Origin of the sequence: Bacillus sp. Marseille-Q3570, from assembly GCF_946151055.1 — a bacterium.
In the GTDB taxonomy this organism is placed as follows: Bacteria; Bacillota; Bacilli; order Bacillales; family Fictibacillaceae; genus Pseudalkalibacillus.
On record NZ_CAMGYZ010000001.1, the window covers coordinates 479,493 to 499,880 of the forward strand.

At 41.0% G+C, this 20,388-nt stretch carries 19 protein-coding genes; all 19 read right to left on the minus strand.

The annotated features are described in order from the left end of the window. Positions 1-25 precede the first annotated feature (25 nt). Positions 26-1,150, minus strand: a complete 1,125-nt coding sequence (locus N8M93_RS02505; protein WP_261129512.1) for a Nif3-like dinuclear metal center hexameric protein — start codon at positions 1,148-1,150, stop codon at positions 26-28. After that, positions 1,147-1,839, minus strand: a complete 693-nt coding sequence (locus tag N8M93_RS02510) for a tRNA (adenine(22)-N(1))-methyltransferase TrmK (protein ID WP_261129513.1) — start codon at positions 1,837-1,839, stop codon at positions 1,147-1,149. The genes N8M93_RS02505 and N8M93_RS02510 overlap by 4 nt, the downstream gene beginning before the upstream one ends. Positions 1,840-2,082: 243 nt before the next feature. Beyond that, a complete protein-coding gene (gene cccA, locus N8M93_RS02515; protein WP_261129514.1) occupies positions 2,083-2,448 on the minus strand; it encodes a cytochrome c550 in 366 nt (121 codons plus the stop codon). A gap of 185 nt (positions 2,449-2,633) precedes the next feature. Continuing rightward, the gene (locus N8M93_RS02520; RefSeq protein WP_261129515.1) at positions 2,634-4,274 is read right to left on the minus strand and encodes an AMP-binding protein; all 1,641 of its coding nucleotides are present in this window, start codon (positions 4,272-4,274) and stop codon (positions 2,634-2,636) included. 145 nt (positions 4,275-4,419) lie between these two features. Continuing rightward, a complete protein-coding gene (locus N8M93_RS02525; protein WP_261129516.1) occupies positions 4,420-5,559 on the minus strand; it encodes an acyl-CoA dehydrogenase in 1,140 nt (379 codons plus the stop codon). Between the two features lie 247 nt (positions 5,560-5,806). Continuing rightward, the gene (gene rpoD / locus N8M93_RS02530; RefSeq protein ID WP_221565630.1) at positions 5,807-6,931 is read right to left on the minus strand and encodes an RNA polymerase sigma factor RpoD; all 1,125 of its coding nucleotides are present in this window, start codon (positions 6,929-6,931) and stop codon (positions 5,807-5,809) included. A 22-nt stretch (positions 6,932-6,953) separates the two neighbouring features. Beyond that, a complete protein-coding gene (gene dnaG / locus N8M93_RS02535) occupies positions 6,954-8,777 on the minus strand; it encodes a DNA primase (RefSeq protein WP_261129517.1) in 1,824 nt (607 codons plus the stop codon). A 57-nt stretch (positions 8,778-8,834) separates the two neighbouring features. Then, positions 8,835-9,296 (minus strand): DUF188 domain-containing protein, encoded by a 462-nt coding sequence (locus tag N8M93_RS02540; RefSeq protein WP_261129518.1) that lies wholly within the window; start codon positions 9,294-9,296, stop codon positions 8,835-8,837. Between the two features lie 387 nt (positions 9,297-9,683). Continuing rightward, complete coding sequence (locus N8M93_RS02545) at positions 9,684-10,505, minus strand: pyruvate, water dikinase regulatory protein (protein ID WP_261129519.1); 822 nt, start codon at positions 10,503-10,505, stop codon at positions 9,684-9,686. A gap of 32 nt (positions 10,506-10,537) precedes the next feature. After that, positions 10,538-11,182 (minus strand): helix-turn-helix transcriptional regulator, encoded by a 645-nt coding sequence (locus N8M93_RS02550; protein ID WP_261129520.1) that lies wholly within the window; start codon positions 11,180-11,182, stop codon positions 10,538-10,540. Positions 11,183-11,441: 259 nt separating this feature from the next. Beyond that, the gene (gene glyS, locus N8M93_RS02555) at positions 11,442-13,523 is read right to left on the minus strand and encodes a glycine--tRNA ligase subunit beta (protein WP_261129522.1); all 2,082 of its coding nucleotides are present in this window, start codon (positions 13,521-13,523) and stop codon (positions 11,442-11,444) included. Next, positions 13,516-14,400 carry a glycine--tRNA ligase subunit alpha gene (gene glyQ / locus N8M93_RS02560; RefSeq protein WP_261129524.1) on the minus strand — a complete coding sequence of 295 codons (885 nt, stop codon included), beginning with the start codon at positions 14,398-14,400 and terminating at the stop codon, positions 13,516-13,518. The genes glyS and glyQ overlap by 8 nt, the downstream gene beginning before the upstream one ends. Before the next feature lie 481 nt (positions 14,401-14,881). Next, complete coding sequence (recO, locus tag N8M93_RS02565; protein WP_261129525.1) at positions 14,882-15,625, minus strand: DNA repair protein RecO; 744 nt, start codon at positions 15,623-15,625, stop codon at positions 14,882-14,884. Between the two features lie 32 nt (positions 15,626-15,657). Beyond that, entirely contained in the window at positions 15,658-15,807 is a 150-nt protein-coding gene (locus N8M93_RS02570) for a YqzL family protein (protein WP_261129528.1), read from the minus strand. Between the two features lie 156 nt (positions 15,808-15,963). Further along, positions 15,964-16,872, minus strand: coding sequence for a GTPase Era (gene era, locus N8M93_RS02575; RefSeq protein ID WP_261129529.1), 909 nt, complete (start codon positions 16,870-16,872; stop codon positions 15,964-15,966). Continuing rightward, positions 16,865-17,263 carry a cytidine deaminase gene (locus tag N8M93_RS02580; protein WP_261129530.1) on the minus strand — a complete coding sequence of 133 codons (399 nt, stop codon included), beginning with the start codon at positions 17,261-17,263 and terminating at the stop codon, positions 16,865-16,867. Before N8M93_RS02580 ends, era begins: the two co-directional genes overlap by 8 nt. A 12-nt stretch (positions 17,264-17,275) precedes the next feature. Further along, complete coding sequence (locus N8M93_RS02585) at positions 17,276-17,638, minus strand: diacylglycerol kinase family protein (protein ID WP_261129531.1); 363 nt, start codon at positions 17,636-17,638, stop codon at positions 17,276-17,278. Beyond that, entirely contained in the window at positions 17,635-18,108 is a 474-nt protein-coding gene (gene ybeY / locus N8M93_RS02590) for an rRNA maturation RNase YbeY (protein ID WP_261129674.1), read from the minus strand. The genes N8M93_RS02585 and ybeY overlap by 4 nt, the downstream gene beginning before the upstream one ends. Continuing rightward, a complete protein-coding gene (locus tag N8M93_RS02595) occupies positions 18,105-20,297 on the minus strand; it encodes an HD family phosphohydrolase (RefSeq protein ID WP_261129532.1) in 2,193 nt (730 codons plus the stop codon). The genes ybeY and N8M93_RS02595 overlap by 4 nt, the downstream gene beginning before the upstream one ends. Between the last annotated feature and the right edge of the window lie 91 nt (positions 20,298-20,388).

Here is a 20,388-nt window from a genome sequence, read left to right on the forward strand (position 1 = left end):
TGATTTCAACGTAAGAAAATCACAGCTAGATAAACTTGAATGGATCGGTATGTTCTTTACTTCTATATACTTCAGTTCCAGAGTTCTTTTCGGTCAGCCAGCGGTCCAATATGTCGGCCACCCCGTCAATCATCACTTTTTCGATATTATGTCCGGGGTCGATGATCGCCATGCCTTCCATCCATGCATCATGTGCATAATGATACTTGATGTCTCCGGTGATGAATACATCAGCACCTTTAAACATCGCCTTACTTATGAAGTCATTTCCTTCCCCACCGGATACAGCAATTTTGTTCACTTGCTTTTGAAGATCACCGACTACCCGGACACCGCTCAAATTGAATGTTTCCTTAAGCTTTTCGGCAAGTTCGCCGACTGTCATGGAATCTTTGGGCTTTCCTATTCGTCCAATCCCGAGTGATTCACCCTGGTTCTCAAGTGGAAGAAGGTCATATGCCACTTCTTCATATGGATGGGATTTTCGTAGTGCTTCCAATACTTCCTTTTCAATACTTGCTGGGTAGAGTGTCTCGATTTTCACCTCGTCGACGAATTCCATTTTACCTTGTTCACCGATATGTGGATTGGTTCCCTTGTGCGGTAAAAATGTCCCCGTCCCTGGTGTATTAAATGTACAATGGCTGTAGTTTCCGATAAAACCTGCTCCAGCCTTTCCTAATGCGTTTCTCACGTCATCTGCATTCGTTTCCGGCACAAACACGACTAGCTTTTTAAGCTTATCTTCAAGCGTATCCACTAGCACCACTGTATCTGTCATACCAATTGCATCCGCAAGCAGATCATTGACACCACCCGTTGCAACATCCAGGTTGGTATGGGCGGCATAAACTGTTATATCATTCTTCATCAGCTTTTGGATCGTGCGCCCGTATGAAGTATCAAGATCGATCTTCTTTAATGGTTTGAAGATGAGAGGATGATGAGCAACAATCAAATCAACATTTTCACGGATTGCTTCATCGATAACAGTTTCAATGACATCCAGCGTCACCATGATTTTTTTTACGCGTTTTTGCAAGGAACCGACTTGTAGGCCGATCGGATCTCCTTCCATTGCCATCCATTTTGGGGCAAGCTTATCAATCCTTTGTATGATTTCTTGAGCGTGTGCATGTTGTTTACTCACTTTATCGCCTCCGTTACAGCATTGATTTTCTGTTTTAAAAGTGCTTTGCGTTCACGGATGTCTTCGGTAGGTAGAGCTTTTTCCAGTTGAATAAGAATTCTCTCCCAGTTCTCCTTTTCCCGTTTCCACTTCTTTTCGAACGTACTATTGCATTCATTCATTAAAAATGGACCTAACAACTTTTCCGTATCATTGAAGATAACCTGTACATCGGACGGTTCTGCCACGAGGATTTCATAAATTTTATCATCCTCTTCAAGAATCGATTCTCCAATCAATTTCCAATTATTTCTTTCCAACCAGTCCCGTATGAAACGAGCCCCCATATTCGGTTGAAGAATAAGACGTTCAACACCCTGAAGACGTTCTTTTCCTCGTTCTAAAATGTTGCTGATCAACTGGCCGCCCATACCTGCGATCACTACGGCCGAAACCTCATGTGGGTCGATCACTTCTAAGCCGTCTCCTAGTCTTACCTCGATTTTCTCATCTAAGTCGAGTGCTTTCACTTGATTATAGGCTGAACGGAAAGGCCCTGCGTTCACTTCTCCTGCGATTGCTTTGCTGATAATACCTTTTTGCACAGCAAAACAAGGCAGGAAGGCATGATCTGAACCGATATCAGCCAGTATGGAACCTTTCGGTATGTATGTCGTTACTTTTTCTAATCGGTTTGAAATGGTTATCATATATTTTCACCTATTCTTTTGAAATACAGTCCTACTATAGCCGTTTTTATTCGTATCTATCAAATATGCTTAATAAAGAAAACTTGACAAAGCCAAGCCTTAGGCGCAGGCTGAGCCTTTAGTTGCACTTATACTGAAGAAAGTATTTTATACTTTCTTTAAGTATAAAAAAGGCGACCCTTGATGTTTGTACGCCAAACATTAACATAGAGTCAACCTTTACAGATGATCTTACTATTCTTTTTACTTTTCGCCTTCTCCGCCGCCTTCTTTTCCGCCATTTACCAGGAATTCAGCGACTGCTTTGGCTTCTTCAGCACTCAAAGACTGAGCAGGCATTTGGCCTTTACCATTTTGGATGATATCAGCTATCTCTTCTGGTTTATACTTAGAACCGACATCTGTAAGAGCAGGTCCCATACCACCTTCTAGGTTTTGACCATGGCAGGATGTACAGGTTTGTTGTACAATTTGCTCTGGTTTCACTTCTTCTCCGCCGCCAGCTGCCTTTTCTTTCGCTTCGTTAACACCTACAGCAGATAAAACAATCATAATAGCAATGCCGAAAACAGCAGTAATGGCGAATGGAATCAATGGATTTCTTTTCATCTCTTATCCTCCTTTTGATGCAGGTTGATACTGTTGTTAGTGTTTCCTACCTATGTAATAGTAAACAAGCCATTTACTATTTTACTTTAAAATTCATAGGAAGGAAAGTCTTAACTGGAGGGACGAGACATTTGTCATGATTTGGACACGATTCCCCCGCCTTTAACTGCTGGTCTTGGTGAATATCAAACAGTTTTCATAGAATTATCTTTTAATTCTTCTGCCATTTTTCGCAGTTTATATTTTTGTATTTTTCCAGAAGCGGTCATCGGATATTCATCTACGAAAAAGATATATTCTGGAATCTTATAGTGTGCGATTTTCCCTTCACAATAAGAGCGGATCTCTTCTTCTGTAACGCCCTCCCCTTCTTTCACTTGCACACAAGCCGCAACCTTTTCTCCATATTTTTCATCCGGAACCCCGATCACTTGGACATCGATGATTGCTGGATTGGTATACAAAAACTCTTCGATTTCACGTGGGTAGATGTTCTCTCCACCACGAATGATCATATCTTTCAGTCTCCCTGTGATCTTCACATAACCATCCTCATCCTTCGTAGCAAGGTCTCCTGTATGAAGCCATCCATCTGAATCAATGGCCTGTGCTGTTGCTTCAGGCATATTGTAATACCCTTTCATCACGAGGTATCCTCTTGTACAGAGTTCTCCTTGATCACCAGTCGGAACTTCTTCTCCTGTCACTGGATCAATTATTTTGACTTCTACAATTGGATGTTTCTTCCCGACTGTTTCGACCCGTCTTTCAATTGGATCATCTGTGCGTGTTTGTGTGATAACAGGGGAAGATTCTGTCTGACCATAAGCAATTGTGATTTCATCCATTCCCATCAAATTGATGACTTTCTTCATAACCTCGATTGGACATGGAGAGCCCGCCATGATTCCAGTTCTTAGCGTTGAAAGATCATATTCATTGAAACTTTCAAGGTTCAATTCTGCTATGAACATTGTTGGTACTCCGTGCAGCCCTGTGCATTTTTCTTTTTCAACTGTCTGTAAAACAAGTTCGGGATCAAATTGTACGACAGGAACCATAGTGGCACCAACGGATACACAGGCTAGTACACCGAGTACACAGCCGAAACAATGGAAAAAGGGAACTGGGATGCATAGTCTGTCCTTTTCTGATAGATTCATTGCATTTGCTACCTGGTAGCCGTTATTGACGATATTATGGTGGGTCAGCATGACCCCCTTCGGAAAACCCGTTGTACCACTTGTATACTGCATGTTGATGACATCATGCGGGTCTAGTTCTGCTTCGCGCTTCTTCAATTCTTCATCCGAAGTCGAAGCAGCCATTTTCAAAAAGCTTTTCCAGGAAATTAATCCATCAGTTTCTTGCTCTTCCATGAAAACAAGTTGCTTCAACTTAGGGAGATCATTTGATTTCACCCTACCATTATTACCTGTCGTACCGACAATTGATTGAACAATTTCAACGTAAGATGTATCTCGGAACTTGTCCATCATGAATAGGGTCGTCGTATCCGATTGTTTCAACAAATAGTCCAATTCACTCTTCTGGTAATTGGTGTTGACTGTAACTAGTACAGCTCCCATCCGTGCTGAGCCGAATTGAAGCAATAACCACTCGAAACGGTTCGTCGACCATGCAGCAATATGATCTCCTTTATTGACCCCTAATGCCATCAAGGCTTTAGCAACTTGACCAGTCAATTTATAGAATTCTTCATACGTATGTCTGATTCCCTCTTTACTGTAGACCACTGCGTCATGCTCTGGTAACCGCTCTGCGTTCTCCTTCAATAATTGACCAATCGTTTTATTCAAATACATCCGAGCACCTCCGTTTTTTAAAGTGTGAATAATCAAAATTATCAGACTTATTTAAAGAAGGGCTGGCCCTATCCATCAAGATCCGCTCCCATGATCGGAAACACTTGATCTTCAAAGGGTCACCCTAAAATAATATGAGCAGTAATCAACAGCCTAATTCTCTTGCTATGACCATACGTTGGACCTCAGAAGTTCCTTCTCCGATTTCAAGAAGTCTTCCATCACGATAAAATCTTTCAACATGATAATCTTTCATGTATCCGTAACCGCCGTGGATCTGGATGGCCTGTGTACATACTTCCATGCAGATCTCAGATGCATAAAGCTTTGCCATTGATGCTTCTTTCGCGAACTTGCGGCCTTGATCTTTCAACCAAGCAGCTTTATAGACCATCGTCCTTGCCAATTCAATCTTCATAGCCATATCAGCAAGCTTGAATTGGGTAGCCTGGAATTTTGAAAGTGTCTTTCCAAATTGCTTTCTTTCTTGGGCATAAGCAAGTGCTTTTTCATATGCAGCTTGAGCAATGCCCACTCCCATAGCACCAATACCAATTCTTCCGCCATCAAGTGTCATCAGGAATTGTCTGAACCCGTTACCTCTCTGGCCTAGCATATTCTCTTCAGGTACACGGATATCTTCCATGATCAATTCAGTTGTATTAGATGAGTTCAGACCCAACTTTTCATAATTATCGATGACTTTGAAACCAGGTGAGTCCGTACTTGCGATGAATGCTGTAATTTCCTTTTCCCCATCCTTGCGACCAGTTACTGCTGTCAACGCTAAATTTTTCGCGTAGCTTGCATTTGTGATGAAGCATTTGCTTCCGTTGATGATCCACTCGTCCCCTTGTTGAACCGCAGTCGTTTCAGTTCCGCCTGCATCTGAGCCAGCGTTCGGTTCAGTGAGACCAAAAGCACCAAGTGATTCTCCAGTACATATTGGGGTAAGGTATTTCTTTTTCTGTTCTTCTGTACCGAACATGTGTAATGGCGCGCCACCTAATGAAATATGGGCAGAATATGTAATCCCTGCCGAACCGCATGCCCTGCTCAATTCTTCTACTACAATTGCGAAACTGACAGTATCAGCGCCACCACCGCCATATTCTTCAGGGAATGGAAGACCCATCATCCCTAAGTCTCCCAGTTTTTTGAAAATCTCAACAGGGAATCTTTTCTCTTTATCACGCTGCTCTGCTCCAGGTGCCACTTCCTCCTCAGCAAATTCCCTGATCATTTTGTAAATCATTTTCTGTTCATCTGTTAAATCGAAGTTCATTTTCTCCACTCCTGACTGTTTCAATTGTATTCTCTTTGTATACGCTTACATCAATTATACGTATAAATACAGTAATTTTTCAACAGTTAAAAAAAGTCCGAAAATAGTGTAAAATAGTAATCGTATATACCAAAAATTTCCGAACAAGGTTTGCAAATGGAGTTGAAAATAAGTAAAATAAAGGACAAAGAAGCAATAAAAAAACGAACCATCCCAATTGCGGGATGATCCGTTCATTATCGAACTCTTATTCTAAAAAGTCTTTCAACCGTTTACTTCTGCTAGGATGACGAAGCTTACGCAAGGCTTTTGCTTCTATTTGACGGATTCGTTCACGAGTAACACCAAACACTTTACCAACTTCCTCAAGTGTTCTCGTGCGTCCATCATCCAAACCGAATCGGAGTCGCAAGACGTTTTCTTCCCGGTCTGTCAAAGTATCTAAGACGTCTTCCAGCTGCTCTTTCAATAGTTCGTATGCAGCAGCATCCGAAGGAGCAAGAGCATCCTGGTCTTCAATGAAATCACCCAGGTGTGAGTCATCTTCTTCACCGATTGGTGTCTCAAGTGAAACCGGTTCTTGAGCGATTTTCAAAATTTCTCTGACTTTATCAGGGGTAAGCTCCATTTCTTTCCCGATCTCTTCTGGGGTCGGTTCACGTCCGATGTCCTGTAAGAGTTGTCGTTGTACCCGGATCAGCTTGTTGATCGTTTCGACCATATGGACAGGAATACGGATAGTACGCGCCTGGTCTGCAATAGCACGAGTAATCGCTTGACGAATCCACCAGGTTGCATAGGTGCTGAATTTATAACCTTTACGATAGTCGAACTTTTCAACGGCTTTGATCAAGCCCATATTCCCTTCTTGGATCAAGTCCAAGAATAACATTCCTCTTCCTACATATCGTTTTGCAATACTTACGACGAGTCGAAGGTTCGCTTCTGCTAATCGGCGCTTCGCTTCTTCATCGCCTTGTTCGATCCGTTGCGCTAGACTGATTTCATCGTCTGCAGATAATAGATCCACACGACCGATTTCTTTCAGATACATCCTGACCGGGTCGTTTATTTTCACTCCAGGAGGTACGCTTAAATCATTCAAGTCGAACTCGTCATCCCCGCTTTTCACTACCTCTTGAATATTTGGGTCATCGCCGTCCTCTTCATCCACTATCTCAATACCTTGATCACCCAAATACTCATAGAAAACATCCATTTGCTCTGAATCCTGCTCAAATGGGGCGAGTTTATTGGTTACTTCATTATAAGTGAGGACGCCTCTTTTCTTTCCGAGTTCAACTAATTGTTCCTTTACTTGATCGATGGTTAATTCACCCTCCGCTTCTTGGCGATTAGGTTTCTCAGCCATACGATCCCCTCCTTCCATACTTCTAACTTCTGTTATTGACTTTCAATGCTCTTTTCAGCTCGACGATTTCCATCGCGATTTGTGCAGCTTCAACCATGTTCTGTTCGCGTTCTGCACGTTTCTTGTCTTTTTCTTTCTCTTGTATCTGAATTAATTTAGGATATTTTTTAATTTGATTAACATAATCATATAATTCCTGATCCGATATATCCTCATTAATTGTAAGCATCGCCAATTCAGTAACGACTTGCTTCAGGCGTTGATCATCGACTCTCTCTAAGAACAAGCCGATATCCGGTGTGTGACCTTCTGCGTAAAATGCGTATAAATAAGCCGCAATTGCACTATATTCCTCGATGTTAAATGAACCACCCAGTAGTTCTTCAACTTTCTCAGCAAGACTTACATCTTTCAGCATATGCGCCAACAATATTCTTTCCGCATTATGGAAAGCAGGTAATAGCCGTGAGGATTGCCCGATATATTTCTTATGGTTATTCTCCCTATTTCGACCATCATTATCCTTTTTCCTTTTAATACTTAAAAATGCTTGATATTGTTGTTGCTTCACTGCGTCTAAAGAAAGGTTGAATTCTTCGGCAATTTGCCGTAAATAGTGATCTCTTTCAACAGCTTTAGGAAGTTTTGCAATTTCATGTAGTATCTCTTCGATATACCTCATGCGTTCTCCTTCATCTTGGAGATTTTTTCCTCTACGCATGAACTGCATTTTGAATGCCATTACTGTTAAACTTGCCCCTATTACATCCTGTTTAAAACGATCTCCACCGTGTTTCTGGATATAGTCATCAGGGTCTAAACCTTGAGGCATCTGTGCAATCTTCACATTGCAATCCACTTTTTCCAGAAGTTCTGTAGCACGAAATGCTGCTGTTATCCCAGCATTATCAGAGTCATAACAAATGATGACTGTCGAGACATTCCGACTTAGCAATTTTGCCTGATCTTGTGTCAATGAGGTCCCTAATGTTGCAACACAATTTGTAACATCAGCTTTCCATGCAGCAATGACATCCACATAGCCCTCGAACAAGATCACTTTATCCTCTTTCCGCATAGCTGGACGAGCTAGATGATACCCATACAGAATCTTCCCTTTATTGAAGATTTTCGTTTCTGGACTGTTCAAGTATTTCGGTTCTCCATCACCAAGTATCCTGCCCCCGAAAGCGATGTTCTTCCCCTGGGTATCCCAGATCGGGAACATGATCCGGTCCCTGAACCGATCGAAAAATTTCCCATCGAATTCCCGCTTTCCAACCAATCCTGCTTCCTGCATCATGGGAAGCGAATAATTCCTTTTCTGCAAGAAAGAGCTAACGAATTCCCAGGAGTCCGGGGCATAACCGATTTGGAAGTGTTCGATCATTTCGTCGGTAAAGCCTCGATTATACAAGTACTCTTTTGCTTTTTGCCCGTAATCGGTATTTGTTAAACAATGGTGATAAAGACGGGCAAGTAAGCCATGGCCATCCTTCATGATTTCTTTTTCTTTGCTGACTTTGTCATTTTGATTGAAGGAAGCTAACTCTGGTAATTCGATACCGACGCGGTCTGCGAGGTTTTTGACCGTTTCAATGAAAGTGAAACCTTCTACTTCCATTAAAAATGAGAAGACGTTTCCCCCTTTACCACAGCCAAAGCACCTGAAGATCTGTTTATCACCTGAGACAGAAAATGAAGGTGTGTTTTCATTATGGAACGGACAAAGACCAAAGTAGTTGCGGCCTTGTTTTTTAAGTTGAACATACTCACCAACAACATCGAGGATGTCATTCGACTTTTGTATTTGTTCGATTGTTTCTTCAGGAATCCGAGATCCCATGCTATCACCATTCTTTACTGTTCTGTCCTTGTTTAAAACAAGAAAACAAAAAGTGTTTCATTTAGTCCCTTCAGAAAAGATTTTTGTGAAGTTCTCACTGAACCTTTGAGCATCATCTTCTGTAAATGGGGGCGGGCCCTTTGTACGGTGTCCCGAGCGTCTCAGTTTACTTGAGTAATAGCGAGATTGTAATAATGAGGGCATTTCATCCTCTGTAAAACGTTTCCCGCGGGGTGATATGACGTTAACACCTTTGGAAACCAATAAACTTGCAAGGCCATGGTCCTGAGTGATGACAACATTCCCTTCTATAGAATGATTGACGATATACATGTCCACAGATTCTGGTTCTGAGTCTACCATGATCCATTCGGCACTTCGATGTTGATCTGTAGCATGACTGTAAGAGGCAATAAAAAAAACCTTGTACTCATAGAAATTCGAGATTTCAAGGATTGCCTTCTTTATTTGATTCGGACAAGCATCAGCATCAACCAACACATTTCGAGTTTTCTTCATGTACTTGTATTTCTACATCCTCTCAAGAATTCCTGCCAACAGGTCAATGTTTTATATTTCAGAATATTGTCGAATTCTGCTTTTATAGTATAACCAAAATATGGTTTATTCATAACTTGTGCAAAATCCACACAATAGAGTATTATAACGCATTTTCCTTTTGTTGACTATCATAAAGATTTCTTTGTCCTTACATTTCGACAAAAAATGCAAATACCCTTTTTTATTTTGGAATTCTTTCACCTATTTCTAAAAACCTTTTTCTATATTCACTTGATTTACCTAATACCGTAATACCATTCGTCTTCCAATATAAAAAAGAAGGGGGCTGACAGATCACTTTTTGTCAACCCCTTCATCCTATTCAATTTCTATTCTGATTATTCCTTACCGGTTCTTGTTTTTATGGATGTTAAGAATGTAGTTTGCCGTTTCCTCTACTGCTTTGTTTGAAACATCCACAACTCTGCAGCCGAGGCGGTCGACAACCTTATCGAAGTACTCCAGTTCATCCTTGATCCGGCTCATGTTGGCGTAATTTGCATGATCATCCAACCCGAGAGCTTTCAAACGTTCTCTGCGGATATCGTTCAATTTTTCAGGACTGATACGGAGCCCATAGCACTTTGAAGTCGATACCTTGAATAACTCTTCGGGTGGTTCTACTTCTGGAACAATCGGTACGTTCGCAACTTTGAACCGTTTTAACGCTAAATACTGGGAAAGTGGTGTTTTTGAAGTCCGTGATACACCGACTAATACGATGTCCGCTTTCAATATCCCTCTTGGATCTCTCCCATCATCATACTTGACTGCAAATTCGATCGCTTCCACTTTCCTGAAATATTCTTCATCAAGCTTATGGACAAGTCCAGGTTCATTACGAGGACTTTTTTGAAAAACCGTTGCCATTTGATTGATCATCGGCCCCACAATATCGATGGCAGCTACACCTTCACTAGCCGCGAGTTCTACTAAATAGTCTTTAATTTCTGGCACTACGAGGGTGAATCCGATGATTGCATGATTATCTTTTGCTAATGCAACAACCTCTCTTACAGTTTGTTCATCCTCCACATATGGAAACCGTCTGATTTCAATATTGGTAGAGTTGAACTGACTCGCCGCTGCTTTGACAACTAATTCAGCCGTTTCCCCTACTGAATCTGACACGACATACACGATTGGTCGTTCTATTTTGTCTGACATTGGTACCTCCTTTATCGACACTAATGTAATTCTTATAGAATTGCATCACTTGAGAAATCTACTAATGCTTTCGTTATGTTCGTCTTGGTAATCCGCCCGATTACTTCATAGGCATCTTCCCCTGATGTATCTTTAATAACAGGTACAGCATCGATTTGTTTATCAATCAATTTTTCCGCTACCTCGATCAATAAATCTTCTTTCGTACACATCGTTATATTCGGCATGCGAGTCATTATGATATTTACAGGGATTGATGTCAGCTCTTGATTTCCCATACTTGCCCTTAAGAGATCTTTACGAGATAAAACTCCTGCTAATCTAGACTCTTTATTGACCACGAAAAGTGTACCTACATCTTCTAGAAACATTGTACAAATAGCATCATACACATTCGAAGACTCCTGTACGACTACTGGAAGTGATAAGTATTCCTTCACTTTGATTTGCCGAATCTTCTCGGTTAATAGCTGTGCACTTGTTTTTCCTGTATAAAAATAACCGACACGTGGTCGTGCATCCAAATAACCTGCCATTGTCAAAATGGCAAGATCCGGGCGAAGCGTAGCTCTTGTCAAATCTAATTTATCTGCAATTTGTTCTCCTGTTATAGGACCTAAATCTTTGACGATTTCTACAATGCGTTCTTGTCTATCATTCAGTTCGATTGGTAACACCACCTTACTGCCCAGTATATGCTATACTCTTTTGGATACATTATATCCTACTCCGGATGGAAATAGGAAGTATTTCCGAATAAACGTAACCTTAATACCTAAATAGTAAAGCATAATAAGAAAAGATACTGGTTTCTAGAGCTAGACAAAAAGAAAGTGATTTTAAATCAACTCCCTTTCGCAGAGTCAATGGAAAAAGAAGACCATTGTCATAAGGTCTTCTTTTCATATGCAACAAACTCTGTATCAAAGACTATCCTTAAAGCACTAATTGATTGAAATCAGCAAATGAAAGAATCACTTTTGATAAGTTTTTCATCTGTGACTGGCGGTTTTCTCTGATCGACTCATCATCCGCGTTGACCATCGTGTTATCAAAGTACCGATCGATAACTTCAGGCAATTGCATCAAACGAATATAAAATCCATTGACATCCTCTGGTTGTTGTAAATCCTCGCTTTGTTTTTTACAACTTAAATAGAGGTCATATAATGCCTTTTCTTCTTCATTTTCGAATAATGCTGAGTCTATATGACTTAATGATTCATCCAGATTTTTAGAGATATTGAGTACACGAGTCAAGGAGATATTTGCATCTTTGAATGTTTCCTGTTTCATATTTGCACCTAGAATTTCGGCTCTTTTGATCAGTAAGTCTACCCGACCTAATCTGCCGGTCAAGACTGCGTCGATTACATCATATCGGACATCTTGATCCTGGAGAATCGTTTTTAAGCGGATATTGAAAAATTCGATCAACTGATTAAAAACTTCTTGGCGATCATTTTTCAATAATTGTTTTTCCTCATATACATCTAAAGCAGCATTCAAGAGTTGTTCAAGCTCAACCGGCCATGCCTTCTGAATCATGATTTGCAATATGCCAGCCGCTTGTCTTCTCAGTGCATAAGGATCCTGCGAACCCGTCGGTATTATACCGATACCGAAGCAGCCGACGATCGTATCCAATTTATCAGAGACACTCAAAACAGAACCAACGACAGTTCCTGGGAGAGAATCCCCTGCAAACCGTGGTTGATAATGTTCGTTCACTGCAGCAGCTATCAACTCATCTTCTCCGAATAGTTTTGCGTATTTTTCACCCATCACGCCTTGCAGTTCTGGAAACTCATAAACCATCTGGGTGACAAGATCAAATTTACAGATAGAAGCAGCACGCTGAATGAATATTTCCGACTCATTATCCAACTGGAGCAAACCGCATGTAGAAGAAGCATGAATCTTGATACGTTCAACTTTATCCGCGACAGTCCCTAACTCTTCATGAAACACAATGGATTCAAGTTTAGCCAGGTAATGATCGATTGACTTTCGTTTATCTTCGTTGTGGAAGAATTGAGCATCCTTCAAGCGCGCCCGTAAGACCTTTTCATTACCTTTGACGACATTTCCAAGGTGATTATGATCACCATTCCGCACTGTTACGAAATATGGTTGAAGCTCTCCATCATGGTTCTGGACAGGAAAATAACGTTGGTGCTCTTTCATCGAAGTAATCAGTACTTCAGATGGAAGTTCCAGAAACTCATCATCGAATTTCCCATGTAAAGCAGTCGGGTACTCGACAAGATTGTTTACTTCCTCCAATAGTCCATCGTCAATTGGAATCTTCCATCCTTCTTCCTCCTGGATGTTTTCCAATTGATGTTGGATTGCTTCTTTCCGTTCTTTCGGATCTGCAATGACAAATTGCCCAAGAAGATCCGTAGGATATTGTTCAGGTGATTCTATTTCAATCTCTTCACCAAGGAAACGATGACCAAACGTTTTTCGATCTGCTTGCACCCCAGCAACCTCTAATCTCGGGATTTCACTACCGAATAGGAAAAGAATCCATTTGATCGGGCGGACGAATTTGAATTCTTGATCCCCCCACCTCATATTCTTTGGAAAATGGAGGTTTTGGATCACTTTATCCAATTGAGGTAATAGATCCATGGTAGATACACCCGTTGTGTACTTATTCGCAAATACATATTCATTATTCTTCACTTCTTTAAAGTAGAGGTTTTCAGGATCTACTCCTTGTCCTCTGGCAAAGCCTAACGCAGCCTTTGACCAGTTTCCATTTTCATCAAGAGCGATTTTCTTCGCAGGACCTCTAAGTTCTTCTTCTTGGTCCTCTTGCTTCTCTGCAACATCTGTTATTTTCACAGCGAGTCGTCTAGGTGTGGAGTAAGGCAGTACCTCACCGAAAGGAATCCGGTTTTCCGTGAGCCAACCTGCAACTTTATCAGATAGCTGGTACATTGCATCTGTCACAAAACGTGCAGGCATTTCCTCTAAACCGATTTCTAATAAGAGATCCTGTTTACTCATCGACTTTCGCCCCCTTCAACATCGGAAAACCTAATTGTTCTCTTTGTTCATAATAAGCTCTGGCACATTTCCTTGCGAGATTTCTGACACGTCCGATATATCCCGTTCGTTCTGTAACAGAAATTGCTCCTTTTGCGTCAAGTTGATTGAAGACATGGGAACATTTCAATACATAATCATAACCCGGGAATACCAGCCGATCTTCGATTGCCCGCGTCGCCTCTTTTTCATAGATATTGAAAAGGTTGAACATCATCTCTGTATCTGATACTTCAAACGTATATTTCGAGTGTTCGTATTCAGATTGATAATAAAGATCGTGATACGTAATTCCTGAATGCCATTCCAAATCGAATACATTTTCTTTGTCCTGTATGTAAGAAGCAAGACGCTCGATTCCATAAGTGATTTCAGCGGAAACAGGTTTTGCATCTAAACCGCCTACTTGTTGAAAATAAGTGAATTGTGTAATTTCCATGCCATCGAGCCACACTTCCCAACCTAATCCAGAGGCAGACAAAGTCGGTGCCTCCCAGTTATCTTCTACAAAGCGGATATCATGCTCTGTTGAATCGATTCCGATTTCCTTAAGGCTTTCCAAATATAGTTCCTGGATGTTATCAGGTGATGGCTTCATGACTACCTGGAACTGATGATGCTGGTAAAGGCGGTTTGGGTTTTCTCCATATCGGCCGTCTACAGGTCGTCTTGAGGGCTCAACATAAGCCACGTTCCATGGCTCAGGTCCAATGCTTCGTAAAAATGTCATAGGATTCATCGTTCCTGCACCTTTTTCCACATCATACGCTTGCATGACGAAACATCCCTGTTCTGCCCAGAAACGCTGCAGTGTAAGAATCATATCTTGTAAATTCATAACGCACCTCCACGTTCAATGTTTTGTTTTTTCTTTTCGAACCTGACACAGGTAAGTCGTATAAAGTAACCTTGGTGAAGCCCTGCCTTTGTCGCAAGCTGAAACCTTAGTTGCCATTATACTGAAGAAAGTATTATTGTACTTTCTTCAAGTGCAAATGAAAAAACTCTCATCCCTATGTCTGGCTTGACATAGGGACGAGAGTTCACCCGCGGTTCCACCCTATTTGGGGTTGAGTCCCTAATCGACTGACTTCATACATACGATCATCTACAGGATGATCAAGTGTGAAGTGTTCGATTAATCCATCAGCCCCCGCTTTATTAAAATGCTCCAGAGCGCCCTTCCTTACCTTTCAATCTCTAGCTTTCACCATCCTAGAGTCGCTTGGAATTGAAGTAGTAAGTACTCCTCTCCTTCAACGCATCAATTTAAATTTTGTTGAAAGTATCATAATCGTTTTTGATAAGTTTGTCAAATCTTATTCAAATTGTTGTAATTGATCAAGGAACCGTTTCGACTTCAGTCGGACTCCTGTATATTCATCGATGTATGTAGTCAAAACTTTGTTCAAGGTCTTTTTCGTTTCCTCTTTTACAGAAACCTTTCCTAACCTTGATAGATCAATATGGTAAATAAGGTTCAAAAGCTTTGCAGTCTGCATTGTCAGGACAAGCGCATTAGGATCGGAATGCTTGCATTGATTACAGAGGAACCCTCCTTCACCAATTGAAAAAGAAAAGATTGCTTCCCTTCTGCCACAGAGGACACACCGATCGACCTGGGGACTTACCCCAGAAAGGCGAAGCATTTTCATTTCGAAGATCGCTTTCAAAATATCCGGGTCAACACCCTCATCCAAATAGGTCAGAGATAGCTTTAAAAACTCGAACAAAGCGGGTGAGGCTTCGTTATCTTCAGTCGTTTTATCCAGAAGTTCGACCATATAGGCAGCATACGCTGTTTTAAAAATATCCTGTTTGATCGCCCGGAACGTATTGATGATTTCTCCCTGGCTTAAACTGCCTAACCCGCCACCCTTTTGTATTAGGAAGTGAGCATGAGTAAATAACTGGGAAACAGAAGAGAGGCGACTTTTCGTCTTTTTCGCCCCTCTTGCCATCATCCCCATTTTGCCAAAATCCTTTGTATAAACGGTTACTACTTTGTTGGATTCCCCGTAATCCGACGTACGGATCACGATTGCTTCTGATTTGATCAACATCACCATCACCGCCTACTATCAATGTGATGCAATCAAAGTTCTGTTTCTAAAAAATCGCCTTTCCTTTCTTCAATTTCCAACAGGTCAGATGATCGTTCGTTTTCACTCTCTAGTTCCTTTAACAAGAGATACGTATCAATATTACCTGTCTCGCAAAACAATTTCCAGGTAAAGTCCCTCATGGAATATCTCCACCTTTCGAAAGAAAATAAGCAATCCTTATCATTAGAGTGACCTTGATTACAAATTTCATGTTATGGAATTTTTGACAATTTCACTTTACACATTCCTAGTGATGAAGGTGAATCTACACCAGCTGGCGATTCGATTCCGCTTAATCAGTATGAGTCCTCACTGAATCCTAGATCTCTCAAATTGAACGGACGGTTCCGCCAATCCTTCTGCACTTTCACCCACAGTTCCAAATAAACTTTAGAACCCAAGAGGTGCTCGATATCCTGACGCGCAAGGGAGCCGATTTTTTTCAGCATACCGCCCTGTTTTCCGATCAATATCCCTTTTTGTGAAGAACGTTCGACAACGATCGTTGCAGTGATATCGACCATGTTCCCACTCTCCCGGCGTTTCATTTCATCAATGACAACTGCAACGGAATGAGGTACTTCTTCATGTGTGAGATGCAACACTTTTTCACGGATCAGTTCAGCGACGACAAAACGTTCCGGATGATCCGTCACCTGGTCCTCAGGATAATATTGCGGACCTTCTTCAAGATATTTTGTGATCTGTTCCATCAACGTGTTGATATTGTTCCCATTCAGCGCTGAAATAGGTACAATTTCCGCAAAATCCAGTTTTTCACGATATTGCTCTATGATCGGCAGCAACTCATCAGGATGCACTTTATCTATCTTATTGATCACTAAGAAAATAGGACTTTTGATATTTTGCAGGCGATCAATGATAAACTGATCCCCACGTCCATAACCTTCTTCGGCATTGATCAAAAACAAGATGATGTCAACTTCATTCAACGTCTCTTGCGCAATTTTTGTCATGAAGTCACCAAGTTTATGTTTCGGTTTATGAATCCCAGGTGTGTCGATGAAAACCACCTGTTCCTCATTCGTTGTATAGACACCATGGATTTTGTTTCGAGTTGTCTGAGGCTTGTCACTCATGATGGCGATCTTTTGTCCAAGTACATGGTTCAAAAGCGTCGATTTTCCAACATTCGGACGTCCAATGATGGAAACGAATCCTGATTTGAATCCTTCTCTACTCATTTAAATCCTCCGGTGAGAAAGCGCCTGGCAGTAAATCACTGACTTTCAGCTCTTGGATGTCGCCTTTCAGATTGGTCAGATAAACAGGCATGGTAGGTGTACATAGCTCTGAGATCACTTGTCTGCATGCTCCACAAGGTGGAACTGGTCGTTTTGTATCTGCGACGACTGCCAGAGCCTGGAACGTCTTGTCCCCTTCTGAGTATGCCTTGAACAAGGCAGTCCGTTCAGCACAATTACATAGACTGTAGGCAGCGTTTTCAATGTTAGCTCCACGATAGACTTTACCTTCCTCAGTCAATAATGCTGCTCCGACCTGGAATTTAGAATATGGTGTATATGCATACTTCCTTGCTTCAATTGCTTCTTGTATCAATTCATCTTTTGTCAAGTATATTCACCTCTATAAAACGATTTCAATTATTGGTCCAGCAAATAGAAGGAATCCTATTATAACAGCAATGATACTGAAAATAAAGACTGAACCAGCAGCAAAGTCCTTTGCTTTTTTCGCGATTGGGTGATATTCATCTGTCAGCAGGTCGACAACTCGTTCAATTGACGAATTCATCAATTCCAGTCCCATCACGATTCCAATCGTTAGCAAGAGAATCGACCACTTCACAAATGAAAAATCGAGCAAGAAAGCAAAAATAATGGTGAAAACAGCAAAAACACAATGGATGCGAAAATTACGTTCCTCTCGCCAGCCCTGTAATACTCCTTCAAACGCAAAGCGAAAACTTCTCGCAACCCCCTTGATCATGACCGTTTCAATCCATAGGAATTGAGTATAGCGTCTTGTCTCTCTAACATTTGCTTTTCATCTTCATCGCCCATATGATCATATCCTAATAAGTGCAGGAACCCATGGACAGCTAGAAAACCAGTCTCTCGCATGAATGAATGACCATATTCTTCGGCTTGTTCGGCCGCCTTTTCAATTGAAATGATGATGTCTCCAAGCAAAATCGGATGATCGTCCTCAACAATCTTCAATTCACCCTCTACTTCGTCTTCAAGGGCAAAGGAAATGACATCAGTCGGCCTGTCGATCCCTCTATATTCGGAATTGATCTCTTGGATACGTTCATTCGTCACAAACGTCACAGAGAGTTCTGTTCCTTGTTTGATCGATTCTTCCTTCGCAGCATGCTGAAGCAGACTTTCTACTTCACTTATAAAGGATTCATCCAATTGTTCGGTTTCATCAAATAAATCTATAGATAACATTATGCTTGGCTCACTTTCTTCTTATGAATTTCCTCAGGATATTCAATACGGGAATGGAACATGCCATTCAACGTTTCGCAAATGCTTATCGTAACGGTTTCGAGTTCCTTTAATGTAATCGAACATTCGTTGAACTGTCCATCCTCCAATCGTTCGGCAATGATTTTCCGTACTAATGATTCTATCTTAGTCGGTGTAGGCTTTGCAATAGAACGGACAGCAGCCTCTACAGAATCTGAAATCGACACGATTGCAATTTCTTTTGTTTGCGGTTTCGGCCCCGGATAACGGAAATCGGATTCGGTGACCTGTTTATCCGATTGCTGCATCGCTTTATGGTGAAAATATTTCAATAACGTGGTGCCATGATGTTGCTCTGCGATATCAACAATCTCTGTCGGGAGATTATATTCCCTCAGCATTTCTGCTCCATCATACGGATGTGCTATGATGATCGTTTTACTGAGCTGTGGTGATATTTTATCGTGTGGATTTTCAATATTCATCTGGTTCTCAATGAAAAAGTGAGGACGCTTCGTCTTTCCAAGATCATGGTAGTAAGATCCCACTCTTGCCAGAAGACCATTTGCCCCGATCGCTTCGCATGCAGCCTCAGACAAATTAGCGACAACAACACTATGATGATACGTTCCTGGAGTTTCCATGAGCAATTTCCTGAGTAATGGATGGTTCGGATTAGAAAGTTCAATCAGCTTCATGGAAGTCAATATACCGAAACCTGCTTCAAAGAATGGTAAAAGCCCAAGGGTCAATACAGCGGATATGAACCCCGAGAATAGGGCATATCCAACTTGCCAGGAGATATCGGTCAGTCCAAATTGGCCATTCGTCAATGCCAAAATGAGCAACACAACAATCGAATTGATGACAGATACAAAGAATCCGGCTTTCAGAATTTTAGATTTGACGTTCCTTTTTCCAAGGAAAAGGATACCTGAAAGAGAACTGATCAGGACATACGTTCCTATCGTGAAATTGAATGGACTTGCCGTATTCTCGTTAAAAATTAAACTTCCACAAATTGCGAAAACGATACTTGAAATGATTGCACTCTGTTCATCGATCAACATTTTGATCATCATGGTTCCAAAAGCGACTGGTACGATGAATGCCACACTAGGATAATAGATACTGAGCAAGCTGGTAATTTTCATCAATATAAGAGTGATCGAAAACAATAACACATATATGATCAATTTGATGTTTTCTTTTTTCTTATCACCAATCAGATCACGTAAGTAATAGATCAAGAAAGCGGTCATTAAGAGGACCAATAATCCTAGGCCGATGTATGGATAAGGAGAAAAGTCCTCTTTTAATAAGCCGACAATCTCCAGTTTATAGAGGACATCACTGGTGATACGGCTTCCTTGTTCAACTATGATTTCACCTTCTCGGATGAAGACTGGCTCTACATTCGCTATCGCCTCTTCACGTAATCTTTTTGTCTCTTCTGCATCAAATGTATAAGTCGATGTAATCGCACTTGCTGTTATCTCGCTTAAAGCTGGTTTAACACTGTCAGATATGAACGCATTTCCGATGAAAGGTTCAACTTCCTTCTTCTTTTCATTAATCTGCTCAACGGTGATTTTATCCTTCATGATCGTTTTTATCGTCGAGGTCGCAACATCTTTAGCCATTGAAACATCCGCTTTAGAAGCATTCAAAAAAGTGATCAATGAATCATCCTTAATGTCTTTGGAAATGAATTCAGGAAGGTTGTCACGGATCAAACTGATGTTTTGTTTGGTTGTAGTGATTTTGTCAGCATTTGTTTCAGGTGTATCTTCCTCTTTTTTAGGATCCGTTTTATCGTTTTCTTTGGAAGTCTCTGCTTGAATCTCCTGGATCTGAGTGAACAATTTTTCTATATAAACGACCTGGTCAAGGACAACATTTTCCTTTTCCACATATTCATCCGGAACAGAAGCAGCTGCTTCCGCTTCTTTAGCATTCGTTTCCCTTTGATTTTGAATACGGTAAGGGGATTGAATATCATCTTCAGCAATCGAATTCAAACTGACATCCAGCTTTTCAGGAATGACGTTGCTTATCATCGTAACCACCATTACAAAAGCGAGCGCCAAATAAAGAAGGAATCTGCTTATTTTACTATTTTCAATTTGATTCCATTTCGTTTTCAGTTGATTAATTACCTTGGGAGACATTCAATCCCACTCCTTTTGGTGGTGCACTGGTTTGTCAGATAAAGATTAAAATCAAAAATTCTCTCATGTTATCATTTTATCACGTATTTCG

Bases quoted from the DNA above. Each gene is read 5' to 3' on its own strand.
- N8M93_RS02510 (WP_261129513.1), bottom strand. From the start codon at position 1,839: ATGATAACCATTTCAAACCGATTAGAAAAAGTAACGACATACATACCG.
- cccA (WP_261129514.1), bottom strand. From the start codon at position 2,448: ATGAAAAGAAATCCATTGATTCCATTCGCCATTACTGCTGTTTTCGGC.
- N8M93_RS02520 (WP_261129515.1), bottom strand. From the start codon at position 4,274: ATGTATTTGAATAAAACGATTGGTCAATTATTGAAGGAGAACGCAGAG.
- N8M93_RS02525 (WP_261129516.1), bottom strand. From the start codon at position 5,559: ATGAACTTCGATTTAACAGATGAACAGAAAATGATTTACAAAATGATC.
- rpoD (WP_221565630.1), bottom strand. From the start codon at position 6,931: ATGGCTGAGAAACCTAATCGCCAAGAAGCGGAGGGTGAATTAACCATC.
- dnaG (WP_261129517.1), bottom strand. From the start codon at position 8,777: ATGGGATCTCGGATTCCTGAAGAAACAATCGAACAAATACAAAAGTCG.
- N8M93_RS02540 (WP_261129518.1), bottom strand. From the start codon at position 9,296: ATGAAGAAAACTCGAAATGTGTTGGTTGATGCTGATGCTTGTCCGAAT.
- N8M93_RS02545 (WP_261129519.1), bottom strand. From the start codon at position 10,505: ATGTCAGACAAAATAGAACGACCAATCGTGTATGTCGTGTCAGATTCA.
- glyS (WP_261129522.1), bottom strand. From the start codon at position 13,523: ATGAGTAAACAGGATCTCTTATTAGAAATCGGTTTAGAGGAAATGCCT.
- glyQ (WP_261129524.1), bottom strand. From the start codon at position 14,400: ATGAATTTACAAGATATGATTCTTACACTGCAGCGTTTCTGGGCAGAA.
- recO (WP_261129525.1), bottom strand. From the start codon at position 15,625: ATGTTGATCAAATCAGAAGCAATCGTGATCCGTACGTCGGATTACGGG.
- N8M93_RS02570 (WP_261129528.1), bottom strand. From the start codon at position 15,807: ATGAGGGACTTTACCTGGAAATTGTTTTGCGAGACAGGTAATATTGAT.
- era (WP_261129529.1), bottom strand. From the start codon at position 16,872: ATGAGTAGAGAAGGATTCAAATCAGGATTCGTTTCCATCATTGGACGT.
- N8M93_RS02585 (WP_261129531.1), bottom strand. From the start codon at position 17,638: ATGATCAAGGGGGTTGCGAGAAGTTTTCGCTTTGCGTTTGAAGGAGTA.
- N8M93_RS02595 (WP_261129532.1), bottom strand. From the start codon at position 20,297: ATGTCTCCCAAGGTAATTAATCAACTGAAAACGAAATGGAATCAAATT.